Annotated in this window: 21 protein-coding genes; 6 read left to right on the forward strand and 15 right to left on the reverse strand. The window is 64.0% G+C overall.

The annotated features are described in order from the left end of the window. Positions 1-19: 19 nt before the first annotated feature. Both ACIP1G_RS01325 and ACIP1G_RS01330 read right to left on the reverse strand, forming a co-directional pair. A complete protein-coding gene (locus ACIP1G_RS01325) occupies positions 20-1,381 on the reverse strand; it encodes an aspartate aminotransferase family protein (protein ID WP_400732881.1) in 1,362 nt (453 codons plus the stop codon). A 48-nt stretch (positions 1,382-1,429) separates the two neighbouring features. Then, positions 1,430-2,788 carry a glutamine synthetase family protein gene (locus ACIP1G_RS01330; RefSeq protein WP_346644944.1) on the reverse strand — a complete coding sequence of 453 codons (1,359 nt, stop codon included), beginning with the start codon at positions 2,786-2,788 and terminating at the stop codon, positions 1,430-1,432. 41 nt (positions 2,789-2,829) lie between these two features. Between ACIP1G_RS01330 and ACIP1G_RS01335 the strand changes: the two genes are divergently transcribed. Together ACIP1G_RS01335 and ACIP1G_RS01340 are read left to right on the forward strand one after the other, a co-directional pair. After that, positions 2,830-3,090, forward strand: a complete 261-nt coding sequence (locus tag ACIP1G_RS01335) for a hypothetical protein (RefSeq protein ID WP_400732884.1) — start codon at positions 2,830-2,832, stop codon at positions 3,088-3,090. Between the two features lie 272 nt (positions 3,091-3,362). Further along, positions 3,363-4,739, forward strand: coding sequence for a glutamine synthetase family protein (locus ACIP1G_RS01340; protein WP_400732886.1), 1,377 nt, complete (start codon positions 3,363-3,365; stop codon positions 4,737-4,739). A gap of 199 nt (positions 4,740-4,938) precedes the next feature. Here the strand turns inward: ACIP1G_RS01340 and argA are convergent, their stop codons facing one another. Then, on the reverse strand, positions 4,939-6,237 hold the full coding sequence (gene argA / locus ACIP1G_RS01345; RefSeq protein ID WP_400732888.1) for an amino-acid N-acetyltransferase: 1,299 nt from the start codon (positions 6,235-6,237) through the stop codon (positions 4,939-4,941). A gap of 123 nt (positions 6,238-6,360) precedes the next feature. Further along, complete coding sequence (argE, locus tag ACIP1G_RS01350; RefSeq protein WP_400732890.1) at positions 6,361-7,503, reverse strand: acetylornithine deacetylase; 1,143 nt, start codon at positions 7,501-7,503, stop codon at positions 6,361-6,363. A 219-nt stretch (positions 7,504-7,722) separates the two neighbouring features. On the opposite strand from argE, the gene ACIP1G_RS01355 reads away from it, so the two are divergent. Next, positions 7,723-9,090: a CYTH domain-containing protein gene (locus ACIP1G_RS01355; protein WP_400732892.1), complete on the forward strand. Its 1,368-nt coding sequence runs from the start codon at positions 7,723-7,725 to the stop codon at positions 9,088-9,090. A 173-nt stretch (positions 9,091-9,263) separates the two neighbouring features. Here the strand turns inward: ACIP1G_RS01355 and ACIP1G_RS01360 are convergent, their stop codons facing one another. After that, positions 9,264-9,734 carry an Lrp/AsnC family transcriptional regulator gene (locus tag ACIP1G_RS01360; protein ID WP_003253717.1) on the reverse strand — a complete coding sequence of 157 codons (471 nt, stop codon included), beginning with the start codon at positions 9,732-9,734 and terminating at the stop codon, positions 9,264-9,266. Positions 9,735-9,860: 126 nt separating this feature from the next. Here ACIP1G_RS01360 and ACIP1G_RS01365 point away from each other — a divergent pair, with 126 nt between their 5' ends. From ACIP1G_RS01365 to ACIP1G_RS01375, 3 genes are all read left to right on the forward strand, one after another. Beyond that, positions 9,861-10,166 (forward strand): hypothetical protein, encoded by a 306-nt coding sequence (locus tag ACIP1G_RS01365; protein ID WP_346644949.1) that lies wholly within the window; start codon positions 9,861-9,863, stop codon positions 10,164-10,166. 217 nt (positions 10,167-10,383) lie between these two features. Next, the gene (locus ACIP1G_RS01370) at positions 10,384-12,057 is read left to right on the forward strand and encodes a GspE/PulE family protein (protein ID WP_400732895.1); all 1,674 of its coding nucleotides are present in this window, start codon (positions 10,384-10,386) and stop codon (positions 12,055-12,057) included. 87 nt (positions 12,058-12,144) lie between these two features. Beyond that, a complete protein-coding gene (locus ACIP1G_RS01375; RefSeq protein ID WP_400732897.1) occupies positions 12,145-12,459 on the forward strand; it encodes a DUF2388 domain-containing protein in 315 nt (104 codons plus the stop codon). Positions 12,460-12,573: 114 nt separating this feature from the next. Here the strand turns inward: ACIP1G_RS01375 and gcvP are convergent, their stop codons facing one another. From gcvP to ACIP1G_RS01425, 10 genes are all read right to left on the reverse strand, one after another. Then, positions 12,574-15,447 (reverse strand): aminomethyl-transferring glycine dehydrogenase, encoded by a 2,874-nt coding sequence (gene gcvP, locus ACIP1G_RS01380; protein WP_400732900.1) that lies wholly within the window; start codon positions 15,445-15,447, stop codon positions 12,574-12,576. 195 nt (positions 15,448-15,642) lie between these two features. Beyond that, positions 15,643-16,026, reverse strand: a complete 384-nt coding sequence (gene gcvH / locus ACIP1G_RS01385; protein WP_400732902.1) for a glycine cleavage system protein GcvH — start codon at positions 16,024-16,026, stop codon at positions 15,643-15,645. Between the two features lie 51 nt (positions 16,027-16,077). Further along, the gene (gene gcvT / locus ACIP1G_RS01390; protein ID WP_400732904.1) at positions 16,078-17,160 is read right to left on the reverse strand and encodes a glycine cleavage system aminomethyltransferase GcvT; all 1,083 of its coding nucleotides are present in this window, start codon (positions 17,158-17,160) and stop codon (positions 16,078-16,080) included. A gap of 124 nt (positions 17,161-17,284) precedes the next feature. Then, positions 17,285-18,907 carry an ABC transporter permease gene (locus tag ACIP1G_RS01395; RefSeq protein ID WP_400732906.1) on the reverse strand — a complete coding sequence of 541 codons (1,623 nt, stop codon included), beginning with the start codon at positions 18,905-18,907 and terminating at the stop codon, positions 17,285-17,287. Between the two features lie 164 nt (positions 18,908-19,071). Beyond that, positions 19,072-20,073, reverse strand: coding sequence for an extracellular solute-binding protein (locus ACIP1G_RS01400; protein WP_400732908.1), 1,002 nt, complete (start codon positions 20,071-20,073; stop codon positions 19,072-19,074). Positions 20,074-20,293: 220 nt separating this feature from the next. After that, positions 20,294-21,511 (reverse strand): 2-octaprenyl-3-methyl-6-methoxy-1,4-benzoquinol hydroxylase, encoded by a 1,218-nt coding sequence (locus ACIP1G_RS01405; RefSeq protein ID WP_400733145.1) that lies wholly within the window; start codon positions 21,509-21,511, stop codon positions 20,294-20,296. A gap of 9 nt (positions 21,512-21,520) precedes the next feature. Beyond that, positions 21,521-22,003, reverse strand: a complete 483-nt coding sequence (locus ACIP1G_RS01410) for a DUF4442 domain-containing protein (RefSeq protein WP_400732911.1) — start codon at positions 22,001-22,003, stop codon at positions 21,521-21,523. After that, on the reverse strand, positions 22,000-23,199 hold the full coding sequence (ubiH, locus tag ACIP1G_RS01415) for a 2-octaprenyl-6-methoxyphenyl hydroxylase (RefSeq protein ID WP_400732913.1): 1,200 nt from the start codon (positions 23,197-23,199) through the stop codon (positions 22,000-22,002). Before ubiH ends, ACIP1G_RS01410 begins: the two co-directional genes overlap by 4 nt. Then, on the reverse strand, positions 23,196-24,530 hold the full coding sequence (gene pepP / locus ACIP1G_RS01420; RefSeq protein WP_400732915.1) for a Xaa-Pro aminopeptidase: 1,335 nt from the start codon (positions 24,528-24,530) through the stop codon (positions 23,196-23,198). Before pepP ends, ubiH begins: the two co-directional genes overlap by 4 nt. Before the next feature lie 21 nt (positions 24,531-24,551). Further along, the gene (locus ACIP1G_RS01425; RefSeq protein ID WP_400732918.1) at positions 24,552-25,106 is read right to left on the reverse strand and encodes a YecA family protein; all 555 of its coding nucleotides are present in this window, start codon (positions 25,104-25,106) and stop codon (positions 24,552-24,554) included. Between the last annotated feature and the right edge of the window lie 35 nt (positions 25,107-25,141).

A 25,141-nucleotide genomic window follows, 5' to 3' on the forward strand; every position in this document is an offset into this window, starting at 1 on the left:
TCGCTAGCCTAGCAGGTGCTCAGTTGATCGCCTCAAGGGTCAAATCGAGGCATTTGCGCGCCTTTTCCACCAGCTCGTCGATCTCCGCATGGCTGATCACCAGCGGCGGCGCGATGATCATGGTGTCACCCACCGCACGCATGATCAGGCCGTTTTCGAAGCAGAAGTTACGGCAGATCATGCCCACGCCCTTGCCTTCGTAACGGCTGCGGGTGGCCTTGTCCTTGACCAGCTCGATGGCGCCGAGCAGGCCCAGGCCGCGTACCTCGCCCACCAGCGGGTGGTCCTGCAGCTCACGCAAACGCTTTTGCAAATACGGTGCCGCTTCGGTGCGCGCCTTCTCGACAATTTTCTCGTCGCGCAGGATGCGCAGGTTTTCCAGGCCCACGGCAGCCGCCACCGGGTGCCCGGAGTAGGTGAAGCCGTGGTTGAAGTCGCCGCCTTCGCTGATAACCTTGGCCACGGTGTCACGCACGATCACACCGCCCATGGGGATGTAACCGGAGGTCAGGCCCTTGGCGATGGTCATCAGGTCAGGCTTGAGGCCGTAGTAGTCGGCGCCGAACCACTCGCCGGTACGGCCGAAACCGCAGATCACTTCGTCGGCGACGAACAGGATGTCGTATTTGGCGAGGATCTCCTTCACCTTCGGCCAGTAGGTCTCAGGCGGGATGATCACGCCGCCTGCGCCCTGGATCGGCTCGGCGATGAAGGCGGCGACGTTGTCTTCGCCGACTTCGAGGATTTTCTTCTCCAGCTGCTCGGCGGCCCAGACACCGAATTCATCCGGGGTCATGTCGCCGCCCTCACCGAACCAGTACGGCTGCGGGATATGCACGATACCCGGGATCGGCAGGCCGCCCTGTTCGTGCATGCCGCTCATGCCGCCCAGGCTGGCACCGGCCACGGTTGAGCCGTGGTAGCCGTTGATGCGGCCGATGATGGTCTGCTTGTGCGGCTTGCCCTTCAGCGCCCAGTAGTGGCGAACCATGCGCAGCACGGTGTCGTTGCCTTCGGAGCCGGAGCCGGTGAAGAACACATGGGTCATGCCCTCGGGCGCCACGTCGGTGATTGCCTTGGCCAACTCCAGCGCTGGCGGGTGGGCGGTCTGGAAGAACAGGTTGTAGTACGGCAGCTCGCGCATCTGCTTCTCGGCCGCCTGCACCAGTTCTTCACGGCCATAGCCGACTGCGACACACCACAGGCCGGCCATGCCGTCGAGGATCTTGTGCCCCTCGCTGTCCCACAAATGCACACCCTGGGCCTTGGTGATGATGCGCGGCCCCTTCTCCTTCAGTTGCTTGTAGTCACTGAAAGGTGCGAGGTGATGCTCCCCGCTCAGGGTTTGCCATTCACGGGTTTGCGGGTTGTTGACGCTCATGTGCTTCTCCGTTATTCGACAGCCGCGCTCCAGCGGCACCAGGGTTGATCAGACAGCAAACAGCAGGAACTCACGCTCCCAGGAACTGATGACGCGTTTGAAGTTTTCGTGCTCGGCGCGCTTGGTGGCGACATACCCGGTAATGAATTTTTTGCCCAGGTACTGCACCAGCGCACGGCTGTTTTCCATGCGCTCCAGGGCGTCTTCGATGGTCAGTGGCAGGCGCAGGTTGCGGCGTTCGTAGCCACGGCCCTGCACCGGCGCGCTGGCCTCGATGCCTTCGACCATGCCGATGTAGCCGCACAGAAGGCTGGCGGCGATGGCCAGGTACGGGTTGGCGTCGGCGCCCGGCAGGCGGTTCTCGACCCGACGGCTTTGCGGGCCGGCATCCGGCACGCGCAGGCCGACGGTGCGGTTTTCTTCGCCCCACTCCACGTTCACCGGCGCCGAGGTATCCGGCAGGAAGCGGCGGAACGAGTTGACGTTGGGGGCGAACAGCGGCAGCGCTTCGGGGATGAACTTCTGCAGGCCGCCGATGTGGTGCAGGAACAGCTCGCTCATGCTGCCGTCGTCGTTGCTGAAGATGTTCTTGCCGGTGACCACGTCGACCACGCTTTGGTGCAGGTGCATGGCACTGCCTGGCTCGCCGGTCATGGGCTTGGCCATGAAGGTGGCGGCCACGTTGTGCTTGAGCGCCGCCTCGCGCATGGTGCGCTTGAACACCAGGATCTGGTCGGCCAGGTGCAAGGCGTTGCCGTGACGGAAGTTGATTTCCATCTGCGCCGTGCCGTCTTCATGGATCAGCGTGTCGAGGTCCAGCTGCTGCAGTTCGCACCAGTCATAGACGTCTTCGAACAGCGGGTCGAATTCGTTGGCGGCTTCGATCGAGAACGACTGGCGGCCAGTCTCCGGGCGGCCCGAACGGCCTACCGGCGGCTGCAACGGGAAGTCCGGGTCTTCGCTGCGCTTGGTCAGGTAGAACTCCATCTCAGGCGCGACAATCGGCTGCCAGCCCTTGTCGGCGTAGAGCTTGAGGACCTTTTTCAGCACGTTGCGCGGCGACAGTTCGACCGGGTTGCCCTTCTTGTCGTAGGTGTCGTGGATCACCTGGGCAGTCGGCTCGATGGCCCACGGCACCAGGAACACGGCGTTCTCGTCGGGGCGGCAGATCATGTCGATGTCCGCCGGGTCGAGCAGTTCGTAATAGATGTCGTCGTCGACGTAGTCGCCGGTCACGGTCTGCAGCAGCACGCTCTCGGGCAGGCGCATGCCTTTTTCGGCGATGAATTTGTTGGTGGGCGAAATCTTGCCGCGCGTGATGCCGGTCAGGTCACTGATCATGCATTCGACTTCGGTGATCTTGTGCTCTTTCAACCAATCGGTGAGCTGGTCGAGGTTATTACTCATAAATACCTCAGGAGGTAAGGAGGTCCGCGCTCTGATTCTGTATGGAGTACATTGCTAAAGCAAAAACCCCCGCGCACAGCCACAGTGGATACACTGAAAACAGGTGCATCCGTAATGAGTTGGAAAGGCAGGAAGACGAAGCGAAGGGCGGCAAGCCGCTACGAGGGCGGGTCTGGGAGCACCAAACGTCAATTATTGCGGCCAGGGCGGCCACACCATTGACGAAGCTTGCAAAAACGATGGATGTACCCGATGGCACTGCGCAGGCAGTGCTTTCAGGTCGCGGCAAGCGGACCATGTGACCCTCGTATTATTGTGTTCTGGGTTGTATCCGAGCTTAGCCTTGTTCATTTTTTTACACAACACCCGCGTAAAAAATAAAACACGGCACGCTTGAAATCACCCTTTCAAGCGGAAATAGCGGATAATGGCACGCCCCGATATGCAGCAAATCTGCCGTAGATGTGCCATTTCAGGGCATCATGGGGTTGGCTTGACATCAGTAGGGCTTTTCGATTGACTGGTCTTGCAAGCCCCCCTTGATTGATATTTTTAACAACAAAGGTGTTGCATCATGTCGGTACCCCCGCGTGCCGTTCAGCTTAACGAAGCGAACGCGTTCCTTAAGGAACATCCTGAGGTTCTCTACGTTGACCTTCTGATTGCAGATATGAATGGTGTGGTGCGTGGCAAGCGCATCGAGCGCACCAGCCTCCACAAGGTTTACGAGAAAGGCATCAACCTGCCTGCCTCCCTCTTCGCCCTGGACATCAACGGTTCCACCGTCGAAAGCACCGGGCTGGGCCTGGACATCGGCGATGCTGACCGCATCTGCTATCCAATCCCCGACACGCTCTGTAATGAGCCGTGGCAAAAACGCCCTACCGCCCAGCTGCTGATGACCATGCACGAGATCGAAGGCGAGCCGTTCTTCGCTGACCCGCGTGAAGTGCTGCGTCAGGTGGTGAGCAAGTTCACCGATATGGGCCTGACCATCTGCGCCGCATTCGAGCTGGAGTTCTACCTGATCGACCAGGAGAACGTGAATGGCCGCCCGCAGCCACCACGCTCGCCAATTTCGGGCAAGCGCCCGCAGTCGACCCAGGTGTACCTGATCGACGACCTCGACGAATATGCCGACTGCCTGCAGGACATCCTGGAAGGCGCGAAAGAGCAAGGCATCCCGGCCGACGCCATCGTCAAGGAAAGCGCCCCGGCGCAGTTCGAAGTCAACCTGCACCACGTGGCAGACCCGCTCAAGGCCTGCGACTACGCGGTACTGCTCAAGCGGTTGATCAAGAACATCGCCTACGACCATGAAATGGACACCACCTTCATGGCCAAGCCCTACCCGGGCCAGGCAGGCAACGGCCTGCATGTACACATTTCCGTGCTGGACAAAGATGGCAACAACATCTTCACCAGCGAGGATCCCGAGCAGAACGCCGCGCTACGTCACGCTGTCGGCGGTGTGCTCGAGACCCTGCCTGCGTCCATGGCGTTCCTTTGCCCGAACGTCAACTCGTACCGCCGCTTTGGCGCGCAGTTCTACGTACCGAATGCGCCAAGCTGGGGCCTGGACAACCGTACCGTGGCCCTGCGCGTGCCGACCGGCTCGGCCGATGCCGTGCGCATCGAACACCGCGTAGCCGGTGCCGACGCCAACCCGTACCTGATGATGGCTGCCGTGCTGGCGGGCGTGCACCATGGCCTGACCAACAAGATCGAGCCTGGCGCACCAATCGAAGGCAACTCGTACGAGCAGCTGGAGCAGAGCCTGCCGAACAACCTGCGCGATGCCCTGCGCGAGCTGGACGACAGCGAGATCCTGAACAAGTACATCGATCCGAAGTACATCGACATCTTCGTCGCGTGCAAGGAGAGCGAGCTGGAGGAGTTCGAGCATTCGATCTCCGACCTCGAGTACAACTGGTACCTGCATACCGTGTAAACAAAAACGCCGCCCCCAAGGGCGGCGTTTTTCATTGGTTTCCAGGCGACTCGGTCCCCTGTAGGAGCGGCCTTGTGTCGCGATCGGGCCGCAAAGCGGCCCCGGCAATATCAGCTTGATGCACAAATCCTGGGGGCGCTTCGCACCCCTATCGCGACACAAGGCCGCTCCTACAGGGACCGCACAACAGTCTGGATCCCTACAGGGACTTCTCGAAAATCTTCGAATTACGCTGGTAGTTGTACAGCGATGCCCGCGCCGCCGGCAGCCGCTCAACCCCACTCGGCGCAAACCCACGCTCACGGAACCAGTGCGCTGTCCGCGTGGTAAGCACAAACAAGGTATTCAGCCCCATCTGCCGCGCTCTGCTCTCGATGCGCTCCAGCAGCTCGTCCCCTCGCCCGCCATGGCGGTATTCCGGGTTCACCGCCAGGCACGCCAGCTCCCCGGCCTCGGAATCGGCAATCGGGTACAGCGCCGCACAGGCGATGATCATGCCTTCGCGCTCAACCACACTGAATTGCTCGATCTCCCGCTCCAGCACCTCACGCGAACGGCGCACCAGGATGCCCTGCTCTTCCAGCGGGCTGATCAGCTCCAGCAAGCCACCGACGTCCTCGATGGTCGCCTCGCGCACCACTTCGAATTGCTCCTGCGACACCAGCGTACCGCCACCACCCCGGGTGAACAGCTCGGTCAGCAGCGCGCCGTCCTCGGCATAGCTGACGATATGGCTACGCGCCACACCGCCTTTGCAGGCCTCGGCAGCGGCATCCAACAACTCACCCTGGTAATCGCTGCCCAGGCGCTGCAAGTGCGGGGCAACCTGCTGCGGGCGCAGCTCGCGTACCAGCTTGCCGTCGGCGTCCAGCAGGCCCGGCTCGGCACCGAACAACAGCAGCTTGTCGGCCCCCAGCTCGATGGCGGCGCGGGTGGCGACGTCTTCGCAAGCCAGGTTGAAGATTTCCCCGGTTGGCGAGTAGCCCAGCGGCGACAGCAGCACGATGGAGCGCTCGTCGAGCAGGCGGCTGATGCCCTTGCGGTCGACCCGGCGCACTTCGCCGGTGTGGTGGTAGTCCACCCCTTCCAGCACGCCAATCGGCCGCGCCGTGACCAGGTTGCCGGACGCCACGCGCAGGCGTGAACCCTGCATCGGCGAGGCGGCAATGTCCATCGACAGGCGCGCCTCGATGGCCAGGCGCAAAGCGCCGACAGCATCGATCACGCAGTCCAGGGTGGCGGCATCGGTGATGCGCATGCCACGGTGGTAGTGCGGGGTCAGGCCGCGCTCGGCCAGGCGGCTTTCGATCTGCGGGCGCGAACCATGCACCAGCACCAGGCGCACGCCCAGGCTGTGCAGCAGCACCAGGTCGTGGACGATGTTGCCGAAATTAGGGTGTTCCACCCCATCACCGGGGAGCATGACCACGAAGGTGCAGTCGCGATGGGCATTGATGTACGGGGAGGCATGACGCAGCCAGTTGACGTAGTCGGGCATGACAGGGCCTGTGGATAAGTGGACGGAGAACGGCGATTACGGGGCGTTCAGGATCATCGTCGGAACAGGCTTGCGGTCACGCGCGGTCTCCTCTAGGCAGGAACGAATCAGTTCGATTGACGTTTAGTGCAGGCAATAGTGCCGGATCAGGTCACGCAATAGACGCACGGTAGGCTCGATTCGTGACATTTCAAGGTATTCGCCAGGCTGGTGGGCACAGGCGATATCGCCGGGGCCCAGCACGATGGTCTGGCAGCCCAGCTGCTGAAGATAAGGCGCTTCGGTGCCGAATGCCACCGCTTCGGCGCGATGGCCGGTCAGGCGTTCCGCCACTTGCACCAGCTCGGCGTCAGCGGCCTGCTCGAATGGCGGCACCTCGGGGAACAGCGGTGCATAGTCGATGCGCACGTCATGGCGCTCGGCCACCGGCACCAGCTTCTCGCGAATGGCAGCACGCAGCTGCTCAACGTCCATGCCCGGCAGTGGCCGCAGGTCGAACTCCAGGGCGCACTGGCCACAGATGCGGTTGGGGTTGTCGCCGCCGTGAATGCAGCCGAAGTTCATGGTCGGGGTCGGCACGGTGAATTGCGGGTTGCGGAAGGTTTGCTGCCATTGCTGGCGCAGGCCCATCAACTCGCCCATTACCGCGTGCATGGCCTCCATGGCGCTGCGGCCCAGGCTTGGGTCCGACGAATGGCCGCTGCGCCCGAGGATGTCGATGCGGTCCATGAGGATGCCCTTGTGCATGCGAATTGGCCGCAGCCCGGTAGGCTCGCCGATCACCGCCGCACGGCCGAGTGGCTGGCCGGCCTCGGCCAAGGCACGGGCGCCGGACATGGAGCTTTCTTCGTCACAGGTGGCGAGGATCAGCAGCGGCTGCTTGAAGTCGTGCTCCAGCAGCGGGATGACCGCTTCGATGACCAGGGCGAAGAAGCCCTTCATGTCGCAGCTGCCCAGGCCAATCCAACGGCCATCGGTCTCGGTCAGCTTCAGCGGGTCGCTGGCCCACAGTTGTTCGTCATAGGGTACGGTGTCGCTGTGCCCGGCCAGTACCAGGCCGCCCGGCCCGGTGCCACGGCTGGCCAGCAGGTTGAACTTGCCGGGCGTAACCTGCTGGATATCGCATTTGAAACCCAGGTCGCCCAGCCAGCCGGCCAGCAGGTCGATGACCTGGCGGTTGGACTGGTCCAGCGCAGGCTGGGTGCAACTGACCGAAGGCGCGGCGATCAAGGCGGCAAACTGGTCTTTCAGCGTCGGCAACGGCATGCGCGTACTCCTCGGAAGCGTTGCCCATCATAGCAATGCCGCCCCACCGTGTGGGCTTCTTCGCGGGTAAACCCGCTCCCACAGGGATCGCATAGTACCTGAGGGCAGCACATTACCTGTGGGAGCGGGTTTACCCGCGAAGAAACCACCACGATCCAACAGACCTCAGCCGACTGCTGTAAACTCCTTGCCAACCACGCCCCCTCCTTCGAGTCTGTGATGCACAAAGAAACCGAACTCAAGCTCCGCGCCAGCCGCGAGACCCTTGCCGCCCTGCGCGAGCACCCTCTGCTGAAAAAGCGCAACAAGTCCGGCTGGCAGACCCGCGAACTGACCAACCAGTACTTCGACACCCCCGAGCGCGAGCTGTCTGCCGCGCGTGTCGCCCTGCGCCTGCGCCGCGATGGCGATGTGGTCATCCAGACCCTCAAGTGCCGCGGCACCAGCGTGGCGGGCCTGTCCGAGCGCAACGAGTACGAGTGGAACCTGGACAAGGCCAAGCTCGACCTGAAAAAGCTCGACGCCACCTGCTGGCCCGAGCAACTGGCTGAGCTGGACAAAAAGACCATCAAGCCACTGTTCACCACCGACTTCACCCGTGAATTCGCCGAAATCGCCTGGGGCCGTGGCAAGAGCAAGGTGGTGATCGAGGCCGCGCTGGACCAGGGCTTTGTGGTTGCCGGCAAGCGCAAGGAAGAAATCTGCGAGCTGGAGCTGGAATTGCGCGAAGGTGAGCCGCAGGCACTGCTGGAGCTGGCCGCCGAGCTGGCCGCCAGCCTGCCGCTGATGCCTTGCGACATCAGCAAGGCCGAGCGTGGCTACCGCCTGCTGGAGCCGGACAGCTACGAGCTGGGCCTGCCGCACACCGAGCTGGAAGCCGAAATGGCCGTGGACCACGCCTACGCCGCCCTGGCCTTGCAACTGCTGGGCAGCAGCCAGCGCCTGGCCGAGCAATACCGCCACAACGGCCACTGGCGCCTGCTGCAGGACTGGGTCGAGTGCCTGAGCGAGCTGCGCGCCCTCACCGCCAGCCTGGGCCAGGCCGCACCGCGCGCCACCACCCGCGACCTGCGCAGCAGCCTTGATGCCCTGCTGGAAGACTGGCGCCCGCTGGTACAGGCCGGCAACGATGACGAAGACATCCGCCGCGCTGCACCCGAGCAGTTCGCCGAAGAGCTTGAAGACGTGCGCTGGGGCCAGTTCTCGCTGGAAACCTCGCGCTGGCTGCTGGCCCGTGCCTGGACCGTGGAGCGCAAGGGCCGTGGCGAACGCCAGGGCAAGGCGCAGCTGGCCAGCTGGATGGCGCACCTGTTGGGCGAGGAAGGCCGTGCCTTGAAGCTGCCTCTGTATACCCAGCGCCCGGAAGACTTGGCCGAGCAGCTGCCGCGTATCGAACAGCTGCTGGCCTGGCTGCACCACGCTCGCCAGGTACTGGAAGCACCGCAGATGGACCGCCTGTATGGCGACCTGAAAAAGCTGCATGAGCTGGCTGAGCTGCCGATCAGCGATGAAGTGCTGGAGGCGCGTATCGAACAGGCTCGGGCAGTGGATCAGAGCCGCGGCTGGAAGCACCTGCTCAAGGCTTGAGCCCTTCTGAAAGCTGACGCGGTCCCCTGTAGGAGCGGCCTTGTGTCGCGAAAGGGGTGCGAAGCGCCCCCAGGATATGTGCATCAAGCAGATATTGCTGGGGCCGCTTTGCGGCCCTTTCGCGACACAAGGCCGCTCCTACAGGGGGCCGCGTCAGCGGGTCCGAAGCGGCCTCACCGCGAAAGTGGCAGGCTAGTGGTGGACTTGATCTCTGAAAGCGCCACAATCGAGTTCACCTCCTGAATCCCCGGCACGTTCGACAGCTTTTCGAAGAAGAACCGCTCATAAGCCTCGATATCCGAGGTAACGATGCGCAGCAAGAAGTCCACCGCCCCCATCAGCACATAACACTCCAGCACCTCCGGAAACCCGCGGATCGCCTCGGTGAACTCGGTGAAATTGGAGCGCCCGTGGGCGTTCAGTTTCACCTCGGCGAAAATCTGCGTGTTCAGGCCGACCTTCTTGCGGTCCAGCAAGGTCACCTGCCCGCGTATCACCCCCTCCTCCTTCAAGCGCTGAATGCGCCGCCAGCACGGCGATTGTGACAACCCCACACGCTCGGCGATCTGTGCGCTGGACAGCGAAGCGTCCTCTTGCAGCAGTTCGAGAATGCGCCGGTCGTAGGCATCCAGCTCGCTGTGCATTATTAATTCTCCATTACATTGGCTTTTGAATTGATCAATTCGACACTGAAGCGAAATGATCAAATCATAGCGAAAAAATACCGCCGCCAACCTGCAAGAATTTCTCCCACATTTGCGGAGACCAGCATGAACGCACAGCCCCGTACCGACGCCTGGGCCGCCAACAACGCCCACAGCACTGTGCACTACCGCCTGCAGGCGGAAGCCGAGCCCGACAGCCTGTGCCGGGTGCTCAACCTGTTTGCCCTGCAGTTTCTGACCCCGCACAGCGTGCAGGTCAGCCAGCAGGATGACTGGCTGGATATCGAAGTGGGTATCGGCGGCCTGAGCTGGCACCGGGCCGAGGTGATTGCGCAGAAACTGCGTAACCTGGTGTGTGTGGGTGAGGTGAGCTTGAGCAATTTGCAGCGGGTGGAGTTGGCGGTGGTCTGAGCCTTTTGCTGCGCCTGTTCGGGCCTCTTCGCGGGTAAACCCGCTCCCACAGGGATCGCACAGGCCTTGAATGCTGTGCAGTACCTTGTAGGAGCGGGTTTACCCGCGAAAGGGCCGGTACAGGCAACGCAAAATCCCGAAACCCTTCACCGCCACCAACCTCCCCCCTCCCGGCTAGCCTTGATCAGCACTCCCCCATCAGGCACGGACGCCCATCATGCACACCCCCGAAAACCCGGCACTCGACCTCAAGCGCGTGCTCCAGGCCCTGCTCGCCGACCAGCACCTGTACGCCAACGACGCCCAGCGTGTACTTGAACACGCCGCTGCCCACCCCACCGGCCACCCACTGGAGCAGATCGCCGCCAGTGGTCTGGAAGACCGCCAACACCCCGGCCAGCTTCTGGACCTGGACCGCCTATGCCAATGGCTGGCCAACAAAGTCGGCCAGCCCTACCTGCGCATCGACCCGATGCAACTCGATTTACCCCAGGTCGCCGGCCTGATATCCCCCGCCTTCGCCCAGCGCCACGGCATCCTCATCGTCGCCGCCGACGCCTCCAGCGTCAGCGTCGCCAGCGCCCAGCCCTATCAGGATGACTGGCAGGCAGACCTGGCCCGCAGCCTCGGCAGGCCGATCCGTCGCGTGCTGGCCAGCCCGCTGCAGATTCGCCAGTCAGGGCAGTCGTTCCAGCGCCTGGCGCAGTCGGTAAAAGGTGCGCAATACCAGCAGTCGGCCAGCCTGGGTGAACTTGAACAGTTGCTGGAACTGGGCAAGCGCCAAACCGAGGCCAGCGCCGATGACGCGCACATCGTGCATATCGTCGACTGGCTGTTGCAGTACGCGATCGAGCAGCGCGCCAGCGATATCCACCTGGAGCCACGCCGCGGGCAGGGCCAGTTGCGCTACCGCATCGACGGCCTGCTGCACAGTGTGTATGCCTTCCCCGCCGGGGTAACCCTGGCGCTGGTCAGCCGCCTGAAACACCTGGGGCGCATGGACGTCGCGGAAAAGCGCCGCCCGCAAGATGGCCGGCTGCAAAGCCGCCTGCCAGGCGGTGGCGAGGTGGAGCTGCGCTTGTCGACCTTGCCTACTCCGTTTGGCGAAAAGCTGGTACTGCGCCTGTTCGACCCGCAACAGTTGAACGAGGGGTTCGACCGCCTGGGCCTGGATGGCCAGCAACTGGCCCAGTGGCAGAGCCTGCTGCGCCAGCGCCAGGGCATCATCCTGGTCACCGGCCCCACTGGCTCCGGCAAGACCAGCACGCTTTACGCCAGCCTCAAGCTGCTGGCCACGCCGCAGGTCAACTTGTGCACCATCGAAGACCCGATCGAACGCCTGGAGCCGGCGTTCAACCAGCTGCAGGTGCAGCCTGCCCTGGACCTGGGCTTTGCCAACGGTGTGCGGGCCATGCTGCGCCAGGACCCTGATATCATCATGATCGGCGAAATTCGCGACCGCGAGACCGCCCTGGTGGCCGTACAGGCGGCCCTGACCGGGCACCTGGTGCTGTCGACCCTGCATACCAACGACGCCTGTTCGGCAATCACCCGCCTGCAAGAGCTGGGTGTGGCCGACTACCTGATCAGGGCGACACTGGTTGGGGTCATGGCCCAGCGGCTGGTGCGCACCGTCTGCCCGGACTGCCAGGCGGATACATCAGCCACCTGCCGAACCTGCCGTGGCACCGGCTTTCATGGGCGCTCGGGTTTGTTCGAACTGCTAAAGCCCAGCGAAAGCCTGCGGGCATTGATCGGCCCGAGCGCCGACCTGACCCGTTTACGGCGCCAGGCACTGGCCGATGGCCTGGTAGACCTGCGCCGTTGCGGCGAGGCCAAAGTGGCCAGTGGGCAAACGCGTGCGGAAGAAGTGCTGCGCGTCTGCAACTGACGAAAAGCCTCTTGTATTCAGGAACTTGCCTCGCTTGAAAAGATCCAAACGCGCATCTTCAACCCTCACCCTTCGAGGTGTTTCAACATGCGTCTCAAAACTGCCATCGCCGCCGCTGCCTTGCTTTCGCTGCCTATTGGCTCGGCCATGGCCGATACCTTCTGGCGTAACGTGATGACTACCGGTGCTACCACGGCATCGAGCTACCTGACTTCGGGTGATCACAAGCTGGTCCTGGCCGCGCAGGATGACGCCAGCAGCTTCGTCGCCAGCGAGGGCGCGATCCGCGGGCCGTTCCTGGAAGCGGCAATGCGCCAGGCACGGGCGGAGAACCCGGGGCTGCAGGCTTCCGACATGGAGCTGGCCAATGCCATCTTGGCCAAGAATGCGGTAGCCGATTAAATCCTTGGGGGTGCTTTGCACCCCTTTCGCGACACAAGGCCGCTCCTACAGGGGATCGCGTACCCTTGTAGGAGCGGCCTTGTGTCGCGATGGGCCGCAAAGCGGCCCCCGATCTCAGCGATAAGCCTCCACCGGCACGCAAGCACAGAACAGGTTCCTGTCCCCATACACGTTATCGACCCGGTTCACCGCCGGCCAGTATTTGTGCTGGCGCACGTGAGCACTGGGCGCCACCGCCTGCTCCAGGCTATACGGCCTGTCCCACACCGCCAGCACATCTGCCAGGGTATGCGGCGCATGCTTGAGCGGGTTGTTCTCCGCCGGCCAGTTACCCTCCTGCACTTCGCCAATTTCCGCCCGGATCGCCAGCATCGCCTCGACAAACCGGTCCAGTTCGGCCTTGGACTCGCTCTCGGTCGGCTCCACCATCAGCGTGCCCGGCACCGGGAACGACATGGTCGGCGCGTGGAAGCCGTAATCCATCAGGCGCTTGGCCACGTCTTCTTCAGTGATGCCGGTCAGCGCCTTCAATGGCCGCAGGTCGAGGATGCACTCATGTGCCACGCGCTGGTTGCGCCCGCGGTAGAGCACCGGGAAGGCACCGCCCAGCTGGCTGGCCAGGTAGTTGGCCGAAAGGATCGCCACCTCGCTGGCATCGGCCAGCTGCGGGCCCATCATGGCGATGTACATCCAGCTGATCGGCAAGATGCTCGCACTGCCCCAGGGCGCGGCGCTGACCGCGCTGTTGTTCGGGTCCAGGCCGGGCACCGGCACCACCGGGTGGCTGGCGACGAACGGCTTGAGGTGCGCACGGATACCGATCGGCCCCATGCCCGGGCCGCCACCGCCGTGGGGGATGCAAAACGTCTTGTGCAGGTTCATGTGCGAAACGTCGGCACCGATGTCGGCCGGGCGCGCCAAGCCCACCTGGGCATTGAGGTTGGCGCCATCCATGTACACCTGGCCGCCGTGCTGGTGCACCACTTCGCAGATTTCGCGAATGCCCTCTTCGTACACGCCGTGGGTCGACGGGTAGGTAATCATCAGGCACGACAAACGCTCACCGGCTGCATGGGCCTTGGCCTTGAGGTCGGCCAGGTCGACGTTGCCATCGTTGTCGCAGTCGACGATCACTACCTCCATGCCGGCCATTTGCGCCGACGCCGGGTTGGTACCGTGGGCCGACGACGGGATCAGGCACAGCGTGCGTAGCGGCTGGTGGCGGCTGCGGTGATAGCGGGTAATTGCCATCAGGCCTGCATACTCGCCCTGGGCACCGGAGTTGGGCTGCATGCAGATGGCATCGAAGCCGGTGATCGCGCACAGCCAGCTTTCCAGTTCGTCGATCATCGCCTTGTAGCCGGTGGCCTGGCCCGCCGGGGCGAACGGGTGCAGCTGGGCAAACCCAGGCCAGGTGATGGGGATCATCTCGCTGGTGGCGTTGAGTTTCATGGTGCATGAGCCCAGCGGGATCATCGACTGGTTCAGCGCCAGGTCCTTGTTCTCCAGCTGCTTGAGGTAGCGCAGCATTTCGGTTTCGCTGTGGTGCAGGTTGAACACCGGGTGGGCCAGGAACGGCGTGCGCCGCACCAGATTGGCGGGAATACCTTCGGGCAGGGCCAACTGATCGAGGGCATCGATCTGCAGGCCGTGATCCACCCCCAGGAAGATGTCGAGCAGGCGCAGCACCGTCTGTTCGTTGCAGGTTTCGTCCAGGCTCACGCCCAGGTGCCCGCGGCCGAGGATGCGCAGGTTGATCTGCGCGGCTTCGGCGCTTTCGATGATGGCCGCCTGGGCACCGCCGACATCCAGGGTAAGGGTGTCGAAGAAATGCTGGTTGAGGCGCTTGATGCCTTTGGCTTCAAGGCCGGCGGCCAGTATGAAGGTCAGCCGGTGCACGCGCTGGGCGATGCGTTGCAGGCCTTCCGGGCCGTGATACACCGCGTAGAAGCCAGCCATATTGGCCAGCAGCACCTGGGCCGTGCAGATGTTGGAGTTGGCCTTCTCGCGGCGGATATGCTGCTCGCGGGTCTGCAGGGCCATGCGCAGTGCGGTGTTGCCACGGGCATCGCGCGACACCCCGATGATGCGCCCCGGCATGGCCCGCTTGTAGTCGTCGCGGCAAGCAAAATAGGCCGCGTGCGGGCCGCCGTAGCCCATCGGCACGCCAAAACGCTGGGTCGAGCCCAGTACCACATCGGCACCCAGCTCCCCAGGTGGCGTGAGTACCACCAGGCTGAGCAGGTCGGCGGCCACGCAGGCCAGGGCATGCTGGCTGTGCAGATGGTCGACCAGCGGGCGCAGGTCGCGCACTTCGCCGTGGGTGTCGGGGTACTGCAGCAAAGCGCCGAACACCGCGTGTTTGCCAAGGTTATCCACAGAATCGACGATCAGCTCGAAGCCGAAACCCTCGGCGCGGGTCTTCAGTACCGACAGGGTCTGCGGGTGGCAATGCTCGTCGGCGAAGAAGGCATTGCTCTTGTTGCGCGCCACCCGCTTGGCCAGGGCCATGGCCTCGGCGGCGGCGGTGGCTTCGTCGAGCAGCGAGGCATTGGCCAGGGCCAGCCCGGTGAGGTCGATGACCATTTGCTGGAAGTTCAGCAGCGCCTCCAGCCGGCCTTGGGCAATCTCGGGCTGGTAGGGCGTATAGGCGGTATACCAGCCGGGGTTTTCCAGCACGTTGCGCAGGATGACCGTGGGGGTGATGGTGCCGTGGTAGCCCATGCCGATGAGGCTGGTCCAGACCTGGTTCTGTGCGGCGTAGCCGGCGAGCTTGGCCAGCGCGGCCTGCTCGTCCAGCGCCGCTGGCAGGTCGAGGGGGCGATTGAGGCGGATGTCTGGCGGTACGGTCTGCTCGATCAGCTCGTTGCGGCTGGCGACGCCCAGCGCGTTGAGCATGGCCTGCTGCTCTGTGGCATCAGGGCCCAGGTGGCGACGCAGGAACGGGTTGAGCTCTTGCAGTTGATGCAGGGATGGCGACTGGGACATGACGACGCTCTCTTCCTAGGCCAGCTCTCATGGAGACTTACAAGTCTAGGAAGGGATTGCCGATTGTGCGGGGAAACTTGTTTGCAGGGCTGGCCTCTTCGCGGCTAAAGCCGCTCCTACAGGGCTGCACCGGTCTCGAATGCGGCGCTGTACCTGTGTAGGAGCGGCTTTAGCCGCGAAGCAGGCGACGCGGTCTTACTCGCCGATCGCGGCCTTATAGGCATCAGCATCCAGCAGCTTGTCCAGCTCGGCCGGGTTGCTTGGCTTCAGCTTGAAGATCCACGCGCCGTAAGGTTCTTCGTTGAGCTGCTCCGGGCTATCGGCCAGCTCTTCGTTGACCGCAATCACTTCGCCACCAACCGGGGCATAGATGTCCGAAGCGGCCTTGACCGACTCGACCACACCAGCAGCGTCGCCAGCGGCGAACACCTTGCCGACTTCGGCCAGTTCGACGAACACCACGTCACCCAAGGCTTGCTGGGCGTGGTCGCTGATGCCCACGGTCACAGTGCCGTCGGCCTCCAGGCGGGCCCACTCGTGGCTTTCGGCAAAACGCAGTTCGGCGGGGATAGTGCTCATGTAATGAATTCCTCGATTGGCTCAGCGGTACGCCCGCCGGTTATAAGTTGTTCAAATCAGGATCTTGCCGTGGCGCACGAAGGTCGGTTTGACCACCCGCACCGGGTACCACTTGCCGCGAATTTCCACCTCGGCCCGGTCACCGGTAGCCATGGGTACGCGCGCCAGCGCAATGGACTTGCTCAGCGTAGGCGAGAAACTACCACTGGTGATCTCCCCTTCGCCAATGCCGGATACACGCACCACCTGGTGGGCACGCAGCACGCCGCGCTCTTCCAGCACCAGGCCAACCAGTTTTTCCTGCACACCGTGCTCGATTTCCGCCAGCAGGCCGGCGCGGCCGATGAAGTCGCGCTCGGCCGGCTCCCAGGCGATGCTCCAGCCCAGGTTGGAGGTGAGCGGGGTGTGAGTTTCGTCGATGTCCTGGCCGTACAGGTTCATGCCGGCTTCAAGGCGCAGGGTATCGCGGGCGCCAAGGCCGCTGGGGGCGATACCGGCGCCGACCAGGTCGTTGAAGAAGGCCACGGCCTGCTCACCCGGGAAGATGATCTCCAGGCCGTCTTCACCGGTATAACCGGTGCGGGCAATGAACCAGTCGCCTTCGGCAACGCCCTCGAACGGGCGCAACTCGCGGATAAGCGCAGCGCGCGCGGGGCTGAGCAGGGCCGCGACCTTTTCACGGGCATGCGGCCCCTGGATGGCGAGGATGGCCAGGTCGGGGCGAACCTGGAAGTCCACGGCAAAACCGCCGCGCTGCACTTGCAGCCAGTCGAGCACCTTGGCCCGGGTGGCGGCGTTGGTCACCAGGCGGTAGCCGGTTTCCGTGCGGTAGACGATCAGGTCGTCGATGACCCCGCCCTGCTCTTGCAGCAGCGGGCTGTACAGCGCCTTGCCGGTTTCGTCGAGGCGGGCCACGTCGTTGGCCAGCAAGCGCTGCAGCCAGACGGTGGCATCAGTGCCGTCGACATCGATCACGGTCATGTGGGAAACATCAAAGACGCCGCAGTCGCTGCGCACCTGATGGTGCTCCTCGACCTGCGAGCCATAGTGCAGGGGCATGTCCCAGCCACCAAAATCGACCGTCTTGGCGCCTAGCGCCAGGTGCAGGTCATACAAAAGCGTGCGCTGTCCCATGGGTTTCTCCTTCCGGGCGTGGCGAAGCGGCGGCGGTCGATGACGTGGGTCGTCAGCTCTTCTTGTTTAACACCCGCCGCGCGAATGCCGCGCATTGTAGCCGCAAGGTCGCAAGCTGGCATCCTCAGTAGCTGTGACCGGGTCGACGTGCCGAACGGCGGATCAGGCCGATGACCGGCAGCAGGCCAACCAGTACCAAGGTCAATGCCGGCAGCGAGGCACGCGCCCACTCACCTTCGCTGGTCATCTCGAACACGCGTACGGCAAGGGTATCCCAGCCGAACGGGCGCATCAGCAAGGTGGCTGGCATCTCCTTGAGCACGTCGACAAACACCAGCAGCGCGGCACTCAGGGCACCGGGCACCAGCAGCGGCAGATACACCTTGAAAAACAATCTCGCGCCACCGACGCCCAGGCTGCGCGATGCCTCGGGTAGTGATGGGCGAATACGCTCCAGGCTGCTTTCCAGCGGCCCGTAGGCCACCGCAATGAAGCGCACCAGATAGGCCAGCAACAACGCCGAGAGGCTACCTAACAGCAGCGGCTTGCCGGCCCCACCCAGCCAACTGGACAGTGGAATGACCAGGTGATTGTCGAGGTAACTGAAGGCCAGCATGATCGACACTGCCAGCACCGAACCGGGCAAGGCATAGCCCAGGTTGGCCAGGCCGACACCAGCGCGAATACCGCCCGTTGGCGCCTGTCGCCGGGCAAACGCCAGCAGCAGTGCCACGCACACTGTGACCAGCGCTGCCATACCGCCGAGGTACAAGGTGTGCAACACCAGGCCGACGTAACGTTCGTCCAGGTCATGCCGACCGCGCTGCCAGAACCACGCCAGCAGTTGCAGCAGCGGGATGACGAAGGCGCAGGCGAACACCAGCAGGCACCAGCCACTGGCCAGCAGCGCCTTGAGCCCGCGCAGGTGGTACAGCGCCTGCGCCCGTGGCCGCTCGTTGCCGCTACGGCTGGCGCCCCGGGCGCGGCGCTCGCCGTACAGCACCAGCATCACAGCCAGCAGCAGCAGGCTGGCCAGCTGGGCTGCACTGGACAGGCTGAAGAAGCCGTACCAGGTCTTGTAGATGGCGGTGGTGAAGGTATCGAAGTTGAACACCGCCACCGCACCGAAGTCGGCCAGGGTTTCCATCAGCGCCAGGGCGATACCGGCACCGATAGCTGGGCGCGCCATGGGCAGGGCCACGCGCCAGAATGCCTGCAAGGGCGACAGGCCCAGCACCCGCGCGGCTTCCATCAGGCCCTTGCCCTGGGCCAGGAAGGCGGTGCGCGCCAGCAGGTAGACATAGGGGTAGAACACCAGCACCAGGACGATGATGACCCCGCCGGTGGAACGCACCCGCGGCAGGCGCATAGGCCCGAATACTTCACGCAGGGCACTTTGCACGGGGCCTGCGAAGTCCAGCAGGCCGACGAAGACGAACGCCAGTACGTAGGCCGGGATGGCGAACGGCAGCATCAGCGCCCAATCCAGCCAGCGCCGGCCGGGGAACTCGCAGAGGCTGGTGAGCCAGGCCAGGCTGACACCCAGCACGGTGACGCCGATGCCCACGCCGACCACCAGGGTCAGGGTATTGCCCAGCAGGCGGGTCATCTGGGTGTCGAGCAAGTGCGACCAGATCTGCATGTCGATGGTTTGCCACGACAGCAGCAGGACGCTGAGGGGCAGGAGGACCAGGGCGGCGATCAGGGAGACTGGGAGGTACCAGCGGCGTTGGGGGGTGTGGGGCAAGTTGGATGTCTCTGTGGCTGATTTGCGACCGCTTTGCGGTCGTTCGCGGGTGAACCCGCTCCTACAGGGACCGCGCAGCATTCAAGCCTTGTGCGGTCCCCTGTAGGAGCGGGTTTACCCGCGAAAGGGCCTTTGCAGGCCCTCGGAAGGATAAAGCCTGGCGCTTAGTTGTAGCCAGCCCGATCCATCAGGCGGATGGCCTCAGCCTGGCGCTTGCCGGCAATCTCCACCGGAATGGTGTCGGCCTTGAAGCTGCCCCACGCAGCCACTTCATCCGATGGCTTGACCTTCGGGTTGGCCGGGAACTCCTGGTTGATGTCGGCAAACAGCTTCTGCGCCTCTTCGCCGGTCATCCATTCCACCAGCTTTTTCGCCGCCTCCGGGTGTGGCGCATGCTTGGTCAGGCCAATCCCCGACAAGTTGACGTGCACACCACGGTCACCCTGGTTGGGCCAGAAGATCTTCACCGGCAGGTTCGGATTCTGCTTGTGCAGGCGGCCGTAGTAGTAGGTGTTGACCACGCCCACGTCGCACTGGCCAGCCTCGATGGCCTGGATTACCGCGTTGTCGTCGGAGAACACGTCGGTGGACAGGTTGTTGACCCAGCCTTTGACGATCTGCTCGGTCTTGGCCTCGCCGTGGGTTTCGATCAGGGTGGCGGTGAGCGACTGGTTGTACACCTTCTTCGCCGTGCGCAGGCACAGGCGGCCTTCCCACTGCTTGTCGGCCAAGGCTTCGTAGGTGCTCAGTTCCGCCGGCTTGACCCGCTCAGTGGAGTAGATGATGGTGCGCGCGCGCAGGCTCAGGCCGGTCCAGTCATGGGACGAGGCGCGGTACTGCGGCGGGATGTTCTGGTCGATGATGTCGGACTTGATCGGCTGCAGGATGCCCATTTGCTCGGCCTGCCACAGGTTGCCTGCATCGACGGTCAGCAGCAGGTCGGCCACGCCGTTGTCGCCCTCGGCCTTGATGCGCTGCATCAGCGGGGCTTCCTTGTCGGTGATGAACTTGACCTTGACCCCGGTCTTGGCGGTATAGGCATCGAACACTGGCTTGATCAGCTCGTCGATGCGCGAGGAGTACACCACCACTTCGTCCGCTGCCTGGGCGGTGCCGGCGAACAAAGTCAGGGCCAGGGCGGCCAGTAGGGGCTTGCGTGGCAACATGGAAAGCACTCCTCGGATCGTTTGAGAGGTGCAAATGGTAGTGAATCCCATTTTCTGGCTCATCTACCTAGCCGTTACTGGATGTTGCAGAGCTTGCACCGCCCCCTGTAGGAGCAGCCTTGTGCTGCGAAAGGGCCGCCAGCCCGATCTGATAAATTGGTTGGTTTGACTGGCCTCTTCGCAGCACAAGGCTGCTCCTACAAGGGATCGCGCACGGCCTTCAGGCCTTGGCGAGATCAGGAAGATCCCCGGTCAAGCCGAGAGCCTGCCGCACAAACAGCGCCTTGGCTTCCGGCATCTGCTCCACCAGCTTCAAGCCGCTGTTACGCAACCAGCGCAACGGCAGCGGGTTGGCCTGGAACAACCGCTCGAACCCTTCCATGGCCGCCATCAGCGCCAAATTGTGCGGCATACGCCGCCGTTCGTAACGGCTCAGCACCTTCACGTCCGCCAGCCGCTCCCCACGCTCGCAGGCATTGACCAGCACCTCGGCCAGCACCGCCGCATCGAGGAAGCCCAGGTTCACGCCCTGCCCGGCCAGCGGGTGAATGGTGTGCGCCGCATCGCCGATCAACACCAGGCCTTCATCCACATAGCGCTTGGCATGGCGCTGGCGCAGCGGCACGCACACCCGTGGGTCAGCCTGCAGCACATCGCCCAGGCGCCCCTCGAAGGCCCGTTCCAAGGCCTTCAGGAAGGCCGCTTCATCCAGCGCCATCAGCTGCTCGGCATGCTCCGGCGTGGTCGACCAGACAATCGAGCACCAGTCCTGCTGGCCATCACGGGTCAACGGCAGGAAAGCCAGTGGCCCTTCATCGGTAAACCGCTGCCAGGCCGTGGCCTGGTGCCCGGCACTGCAGCGCACGCTAGTGACAATGGCATGGTGCAGGTAATCCCACTCGCGGGTTTCGCAACCGGCCAGGCGCCGCACTGCCGAGTTGGCGCCATCGGCTGCGATCACCAGCGGTGCACGCAGCTGCCGGCCATCGGCCAGGGTCAGCAGCCACTCATCGCCAGAGCGGCGCAGCTGCTCCAGCCGTGCATTGGGCAGCAGGCCGATGTCGCTGTCGTGCAGGCGCTCCAACAGGCCGTCCTGCACCACCCGGTTCTCGACGATATGGCCGAGCACCTGGGCATGCACGCTGGCCGCCGAGAAGTGAATCTGGCCGGTGCCGCTGCCATCCCACACATGCATGTCCGAGTACGGCGTGGCACGCCGCTGGGCAATGCCGTCCCAGGCGCCGAGGCGCTCGAGAATACGTTGGCTGGCGGCCGACAGCGCACTGACGCGTGGCTCGAACGGGGCCTGGGCATCGAACGGCTTGACCGACAGCGGGCCGCCATCGAGCAACAGGATTTGCAGGCCGCTATGGCGCAACGCCAGGGCCAGGGCGCTGCCGACCATACCGGCACCGACAATCAACAGATCTGCGCGCATTTCCATGCCTTACGCCAGCCTCGCTTGCGGCTTTAGCCGCACGTATAGGGTTTTATCGACCCGCGCCACCAGCTCGCCGGCGCCATCGCGGATATCGACCTGCAAACGCGGCAGGCACTTCTTGCCGGTGGCGGTCTGCTGGCGAATGTCGTCCAGCAGCGCGTCATCGACGTGGAATTCGGCATACACCGGGCCTTTGCCCGGCGAAATGAAATCGATGCTGGCGGCCTTGTCCCAGACGATGTAGTCGCGCCCCAACTGCTCGATCAGCAGCAGCATGTAGAACGGGTCGACCATCGCATACAGGCTGCCACCAAACTGGGTACCGACGTAGTTGCGGTTCCAGCGTGTCAGTTTCATCGCCACCTTGACGCTGCGCAGGTCCGGGCTGATGTGCTGCACACGGATACCGGCGCCCAGGTATGGCGGGTAAAGGTTCAATATCCAGCGCAGCATGCGCGCCCGGCGCGCCAGTTTACGCGGGTTGCTCATGCCTGGCCCCGCGGATCGGGGCGGGTGCCCAGGCCCATGGCCTGGCGGGCGAACCAGCTTTTTGCCGGTGGCAGCAGGTCAAGGCCGAGCAGGCCAAGGTTGCGCCCGGCGGCCAGCAACGGCTGGTTGCTGCCGAACAGACGGGTGACCTGGTCGGAGAAGCCGATAGTCAGGGCCTGGTCCAGGCGCTGGCGCTGGTGGTAGGCCTGCAGCGTGGTCAGGTCGCCAGGCTGCTGCGGGCCGGCCAGCAGCGCCTCGGCCAGCGACTGCACGTCACGCAGCGACAGGTTGAAGCCCTGGCCGGCGATGGGGTGCAGGCTGTGCGCGGCGTTGCCCAGTACTACCAGGTGCGGGCGCACCTGCTCCTGGGCCTCGATCAATGACAGTGGGTAGAGATGCCGCGCGCCAACTTGGCGCAGCGCGCCCAGGCGGTAGCCGAACACGCCCTGCAGCTCGCGCAGGAAGTTGCGCTCGTCGATGTCGGCCAAACGCCGCGCATCCATGCCCTGACGGGTCCAGACCAAGGCGCAGCGGTTATCCGGCAGTGGCAGCAGGGCCATGGGGCCTTCTTCGGTGAAGCGTTCGAAGGCCTGGCCTGCGTGGGCTTCGCCTGGGGTGATATTGGCGATCAACGCGCTCTGTTGATAAGGCGTGTGGCGCACGTGGATACCCAGCTGCTCACGCAGGCCAGAGCGGCCACCGTCGGCCAGTATCGCCAGGTCGCACTCCAGTTGGGTGTCGTCGTTCAGGTGCAGGCGGTAGCCGCCTTCGATGGCTTGCATCGAGGTCACTTCCGCCGGGCAGCGCCAACTCACCACCTCGCTGTCCAGCCCTTGCCACAGGCACTGGCCAAGCCAGGCGTTTTCCACCACGTAGCCCAGTGCCGGCACGCCCTCTTCCTGGGCATCCAGGCGGGTCGCGCCAAAGCGGCCACGGTCGGACACGTGAATTTGCCGGATCGGCTCGGCGCGGCGGCCAATCGCCTGCCACAGGCCCAAATGCTGGTAGATCTGCTGAGTGCCGAACGACAACGCCGACGAGCGTGCATCGTAGCTAGGCTGGAAGCTGTCGCCGGGGGCGAACGGCTCGATCAGCAGGATCTTCCAGCCACGCGTCTTGGCCCCGGCCTGCAGGGCCAAGGCCAGGCTTGCACCTACCAGGCCACCGCCGATGATCGCCAGGTTCACCCGATTCATGCCGCGTCCTTGCGGGCCGCCTGCATCAGCGCCTCGATCTCGGCAACCGTGCGCGGCACGCCGGAAGTCAGGATTTCACAACCTTGCCTGGTCACTACCACGTCGTCCTCGATCCTTACCCCAATGCCGCGCCATTTCTTGGCCACGGCCTGATTGTCGGCGCCAATGTAGATACCCGGTTCGACGGTCAGTGCCATGCCGGGTTCCAGCACCCGCCACTCGCCGCCCACCTTGTAATCGCCCACATCGTGCACATCCATGCCCAGCCAATGGCCAGCACGGTGCATGTAGAAGGCGCGATAAGCCTCGCTGTCGATCAGCGCCTGCACCTCACCGGTCAGCAGGCCCAGCTCCACAAGGCCCTCGGTGATGACCCGCACGGTTGCCTCGTGTGCGTGGTTCCAGTGTTTGCCGGGGGCGATTACCGCAAATGCCGCCGCCTGGGCCTTGAGTACCAGCTCGTAGATGGCCTTCTGCTCGGGCGAGAAGCGCCCGCTGACCGGGAAGGTGCGGGTGATGTCGCTGGCGTAGCAGTCGATTTCACAGCCAGCGTCGATCAGCACCAGGTCGCCATCCTTGAGCGGGGCGTCGTTCTGCTGATAGTGCAGGATGCAGCCATTGCGCCCGGCCGCGACAATCGAACCATAGGCAGGCATCTTCGCCCCGCCCTTGCGGAACTCGTAGTCCAGCTCGGCTTCCAGGCTGTATTCGTGCAACCCGGCGCGGCAAGCCTGCATGGCCCGCACGTGGGCCCGTGCCGAGATGTCTGCGGCCACGCGCATTACCTTCACTTCTGCCGCCGATTTATACAGGCGCATGTCGTGCAGCAGATGATCCAGCGCAACGAACTCGTTCGGCGGCTGGGCGCCCAGGCGCGCCTTGGAGCGGATCACGTTGATCCAGTCCATCAGCCGGCGGTCGAACTCGGGGTTGCTGCCCATGGCGCTGTAGACCCGCTCGCGGCCTTCGATCAGGCCCGGCAGGATCTCGTCGATGTCAGTGATGGGGAAGGCATCGTCGGCGCCAAAATCGCGCACCGCGCCTTCCTGGCCAGCCCGCAGGCCGTCCCACAGCTCGCGCTCGGGGTTGCGTTCACGGCAAAACAGCACGTACTCGCCATGTTCGCGCCCCGGTATCAGTGCAATCACCGCCTCTGGCTCAGGGAAGCCGCTGAGGTACTGGAAATCGCTGTCCTGGCGGTACACATGCTCGACGTCGCGGTTGCGAATGGCAACCGCGGCGGCGGGCAGGATGGCGATGCTGTTGGGGACCATCTGCGCCATCAGCGCCTTGCGCCGACGGGCATACTCGGCCTTGGGAATGTGGCTCATGGGCAGACTACCCCCGGTTGATCAGTGCAGCGATGGCTTGGGCGCGGGTGCGGCCGGCTTGGCCAGCTCGGAGAACAGCAGCAGGGGCGCCACGCGCAGGTATTCCATGACTTCCATGTAGTCGCTCTCGCCGTCTTCGGACTCTTCGAGGGCTTCCTGGACCTGGGAAATGGCCACCAGGTCCTGCAGCACTTCCTTGGCCTCGTCGGACAAGTCCTTGCCACCGGCGTTCAGGCCGAAACCGGTAATGAACCCCTGGCACCACTGGCCCAGCGCGGTGGCGCGGTCAGTCAGTGCGGCGTCGTCGGAGGGCAGCAGCAGGACGATCGCCATCTCGTCGCTGGTCAGCTCGCCCTTGACCATTTCCTGCAGGCCGACCAGGGCGTTGCGTACGGTGTCGCCGGGCTCGGTTTCCAGCAATTGGGCGGCATCGGCCAGCCAGGCATCGGCGTCAAAGCCGGCACCGGCGCAGCTGCGGCCGATCAGCAGGCCGTGCAGCTCGGCCGGGGTGACAGGGTGGCCATTGCTCGAAAGCAGCATGGCGAAGGCGATGTAGGGCGATTGGGTATTGGGCATGGGCAGCTAGGCGCCAGACGGCGCAATGACTAGAA

Source organism: Pseudomonas sp. NPDC089392 (genome assembly GCF_044749595.1).
GTDB lineage: Bacteria > Pseudomonadota > Gammaproteobacteria > Pseudomonadales > Pseudomonadaceae > Aquipseudomonas.

What these genes read in the sequence shown, in the direction of transcription:
- ACIP1G_RS01325 (WP_400732881.1), bottom strand. Translation starts at nt 1,381, where the DNA reads ATGAGCGTCAACAACCCGCAAACCCGTGAATGGCAAACCCTGAGCGGG.
- ACIP1G_RS01330 (WP_346644944.1), bottom strand. Translation starts at nt 2,788, where the DNA reads ATGAGTAATAACCTCGACCAGCTCACCGATTGGTTGAAAGAGCACAAG.
- ACIP1G_RS01335 (WP_400732884.1), top strand. Translation starts at nt 2,830, where the DNA reads ATGGAGTACATTGCTAAAGCAAAAACCCCCGCGCACAGCCACAGTGGA.
- ACIP1G_RS01340 (WP_400732886.1), top strand. Translation starts at nt 3,363, where the DNA reads ATGTCGGTACCCCCGCGTGCCGTTCAGCTTAACGAAGCGAACGCGTTC.
- argA (WP_400732888.1), bottom strand. Translation starts at nt 6,237, where the DNA reads ATGCCCGACTACGTCAACTGGCTGCGTCATGCCTCCCCGTACATCAAT.
- argE (WP_400732890.1), bottom strand. Translation starts at nt 7,503, where the DNA reads ATGCCGTTGCCGACGCTGAAAGACCAGTTTGCCGCCTTGATCGCCGCG.
- ACIP1G_RS01355 (WP_400732892.1), top strand. Translation starts at nt 7,723, where the DNA reads ATGCACAAAGAAACCGAACTCAAGCTCCGCGCCAGCCGCGAGACCCTT.
- ACIP1G_RS01360 (WP_003253717.1), bottom strand. Translation starts at nt 9,734, where the DNA reads ATGCACAGCGAGCTGGATGCCTACGACCGGCGCATTCTCGAACTGCTG.
- ACIP1G_RS01365 (WP_346644949.1), top strand. Translation starts at nt 9,861, where the DNA reads ATGAACGCACAGCCCCGTACCGACGCCTGGGCCGCCAACAACGCCCAC.
- ACIP1G_RS01370 (WP_400732895.1), top strand. Translation starts at nt 10,384, where the DNA reads ATGCACACCCCCGAAAACCCGGCACTCGACCTCAAGCGCGTGCTCCAG.
- ACIP1G_RS01375 (WP_400732897.1), top strand. Translation starts at nt 12,145, where the DNA reads ATGCGTCTCAAAACTGCCATCGCCGCCGCTGCCTTGCTTTCGCTGCCT.
- gcvP (WP_400732900.1), bottom strand. Translation starts at nt 15,447, where the DNA reads ATGTCCCAGTCGCCATCCCTGCATCAACTGCAAGAGCTCAACCCGTTC.
- gcvH (WP_400732902.1), bottom strand. Translation starts at nt 16,026, where the DNA reads ATGAGCACTATCCCCGCCGAACTGCGTTTTGCCGAAAGCCACGAGTGG.
- gcvT (WP_400732904.1), bottom strand. Translation starts at nt 17,160, where the DNA reads ATGGGACAGCGCACGCTTTTGTATGACCTGCACCTGGCGCTAGGCGCC.
- ACIP1G_RS01400 (WP_400732908.1), bottom strand. Translation starts at nt 20,073, where the DNA reads ATGTTGCCACGCAAGCCCCTACTGGCCGCCCTGGCCCTGACTTTGTTC.
- ACIP1G_RS01405 (WP_400733145.1), bottom strand. Translation starts at nt 21,511, where the DNA reads ATGCGCGCAGATCTGTTGATTGTCGGTGCCGGTATGGTCGGCAGCGCC.
- ACIP1G_RS01410 (WP_400732911.1), bottom strand. Translation starts at nt 22,003, where the DNA reads ATGAGCAACCCGCGTAAACTGGCGCGCCGGGCGCGCATGCTGCGCTGG.
- ubiH (WP_400732913.1), bottom strand. Translation starts at nt 23,199, where the DNA reads ATGAATCGGGTGAACCTGGCGATCATCGGCGGTGGCCTGGTAGGTGCA.
- pepP (WP_400732915.1), bottom strand. Translation starts at nt 24,530, where the DNA reads ATGAGCCACATTCCCAAGGCCGAGTATGCCCGTCGGCGCAAGGCGCTG.
- ACIP1G_RS01425 (WP_400732918.1), bottom strand. Translation starts at nt 25,106, where the DNA reads ATGCCCAATACCCAATCGCCCTACATCGCCTTCGCCATGCTGCTTTCG.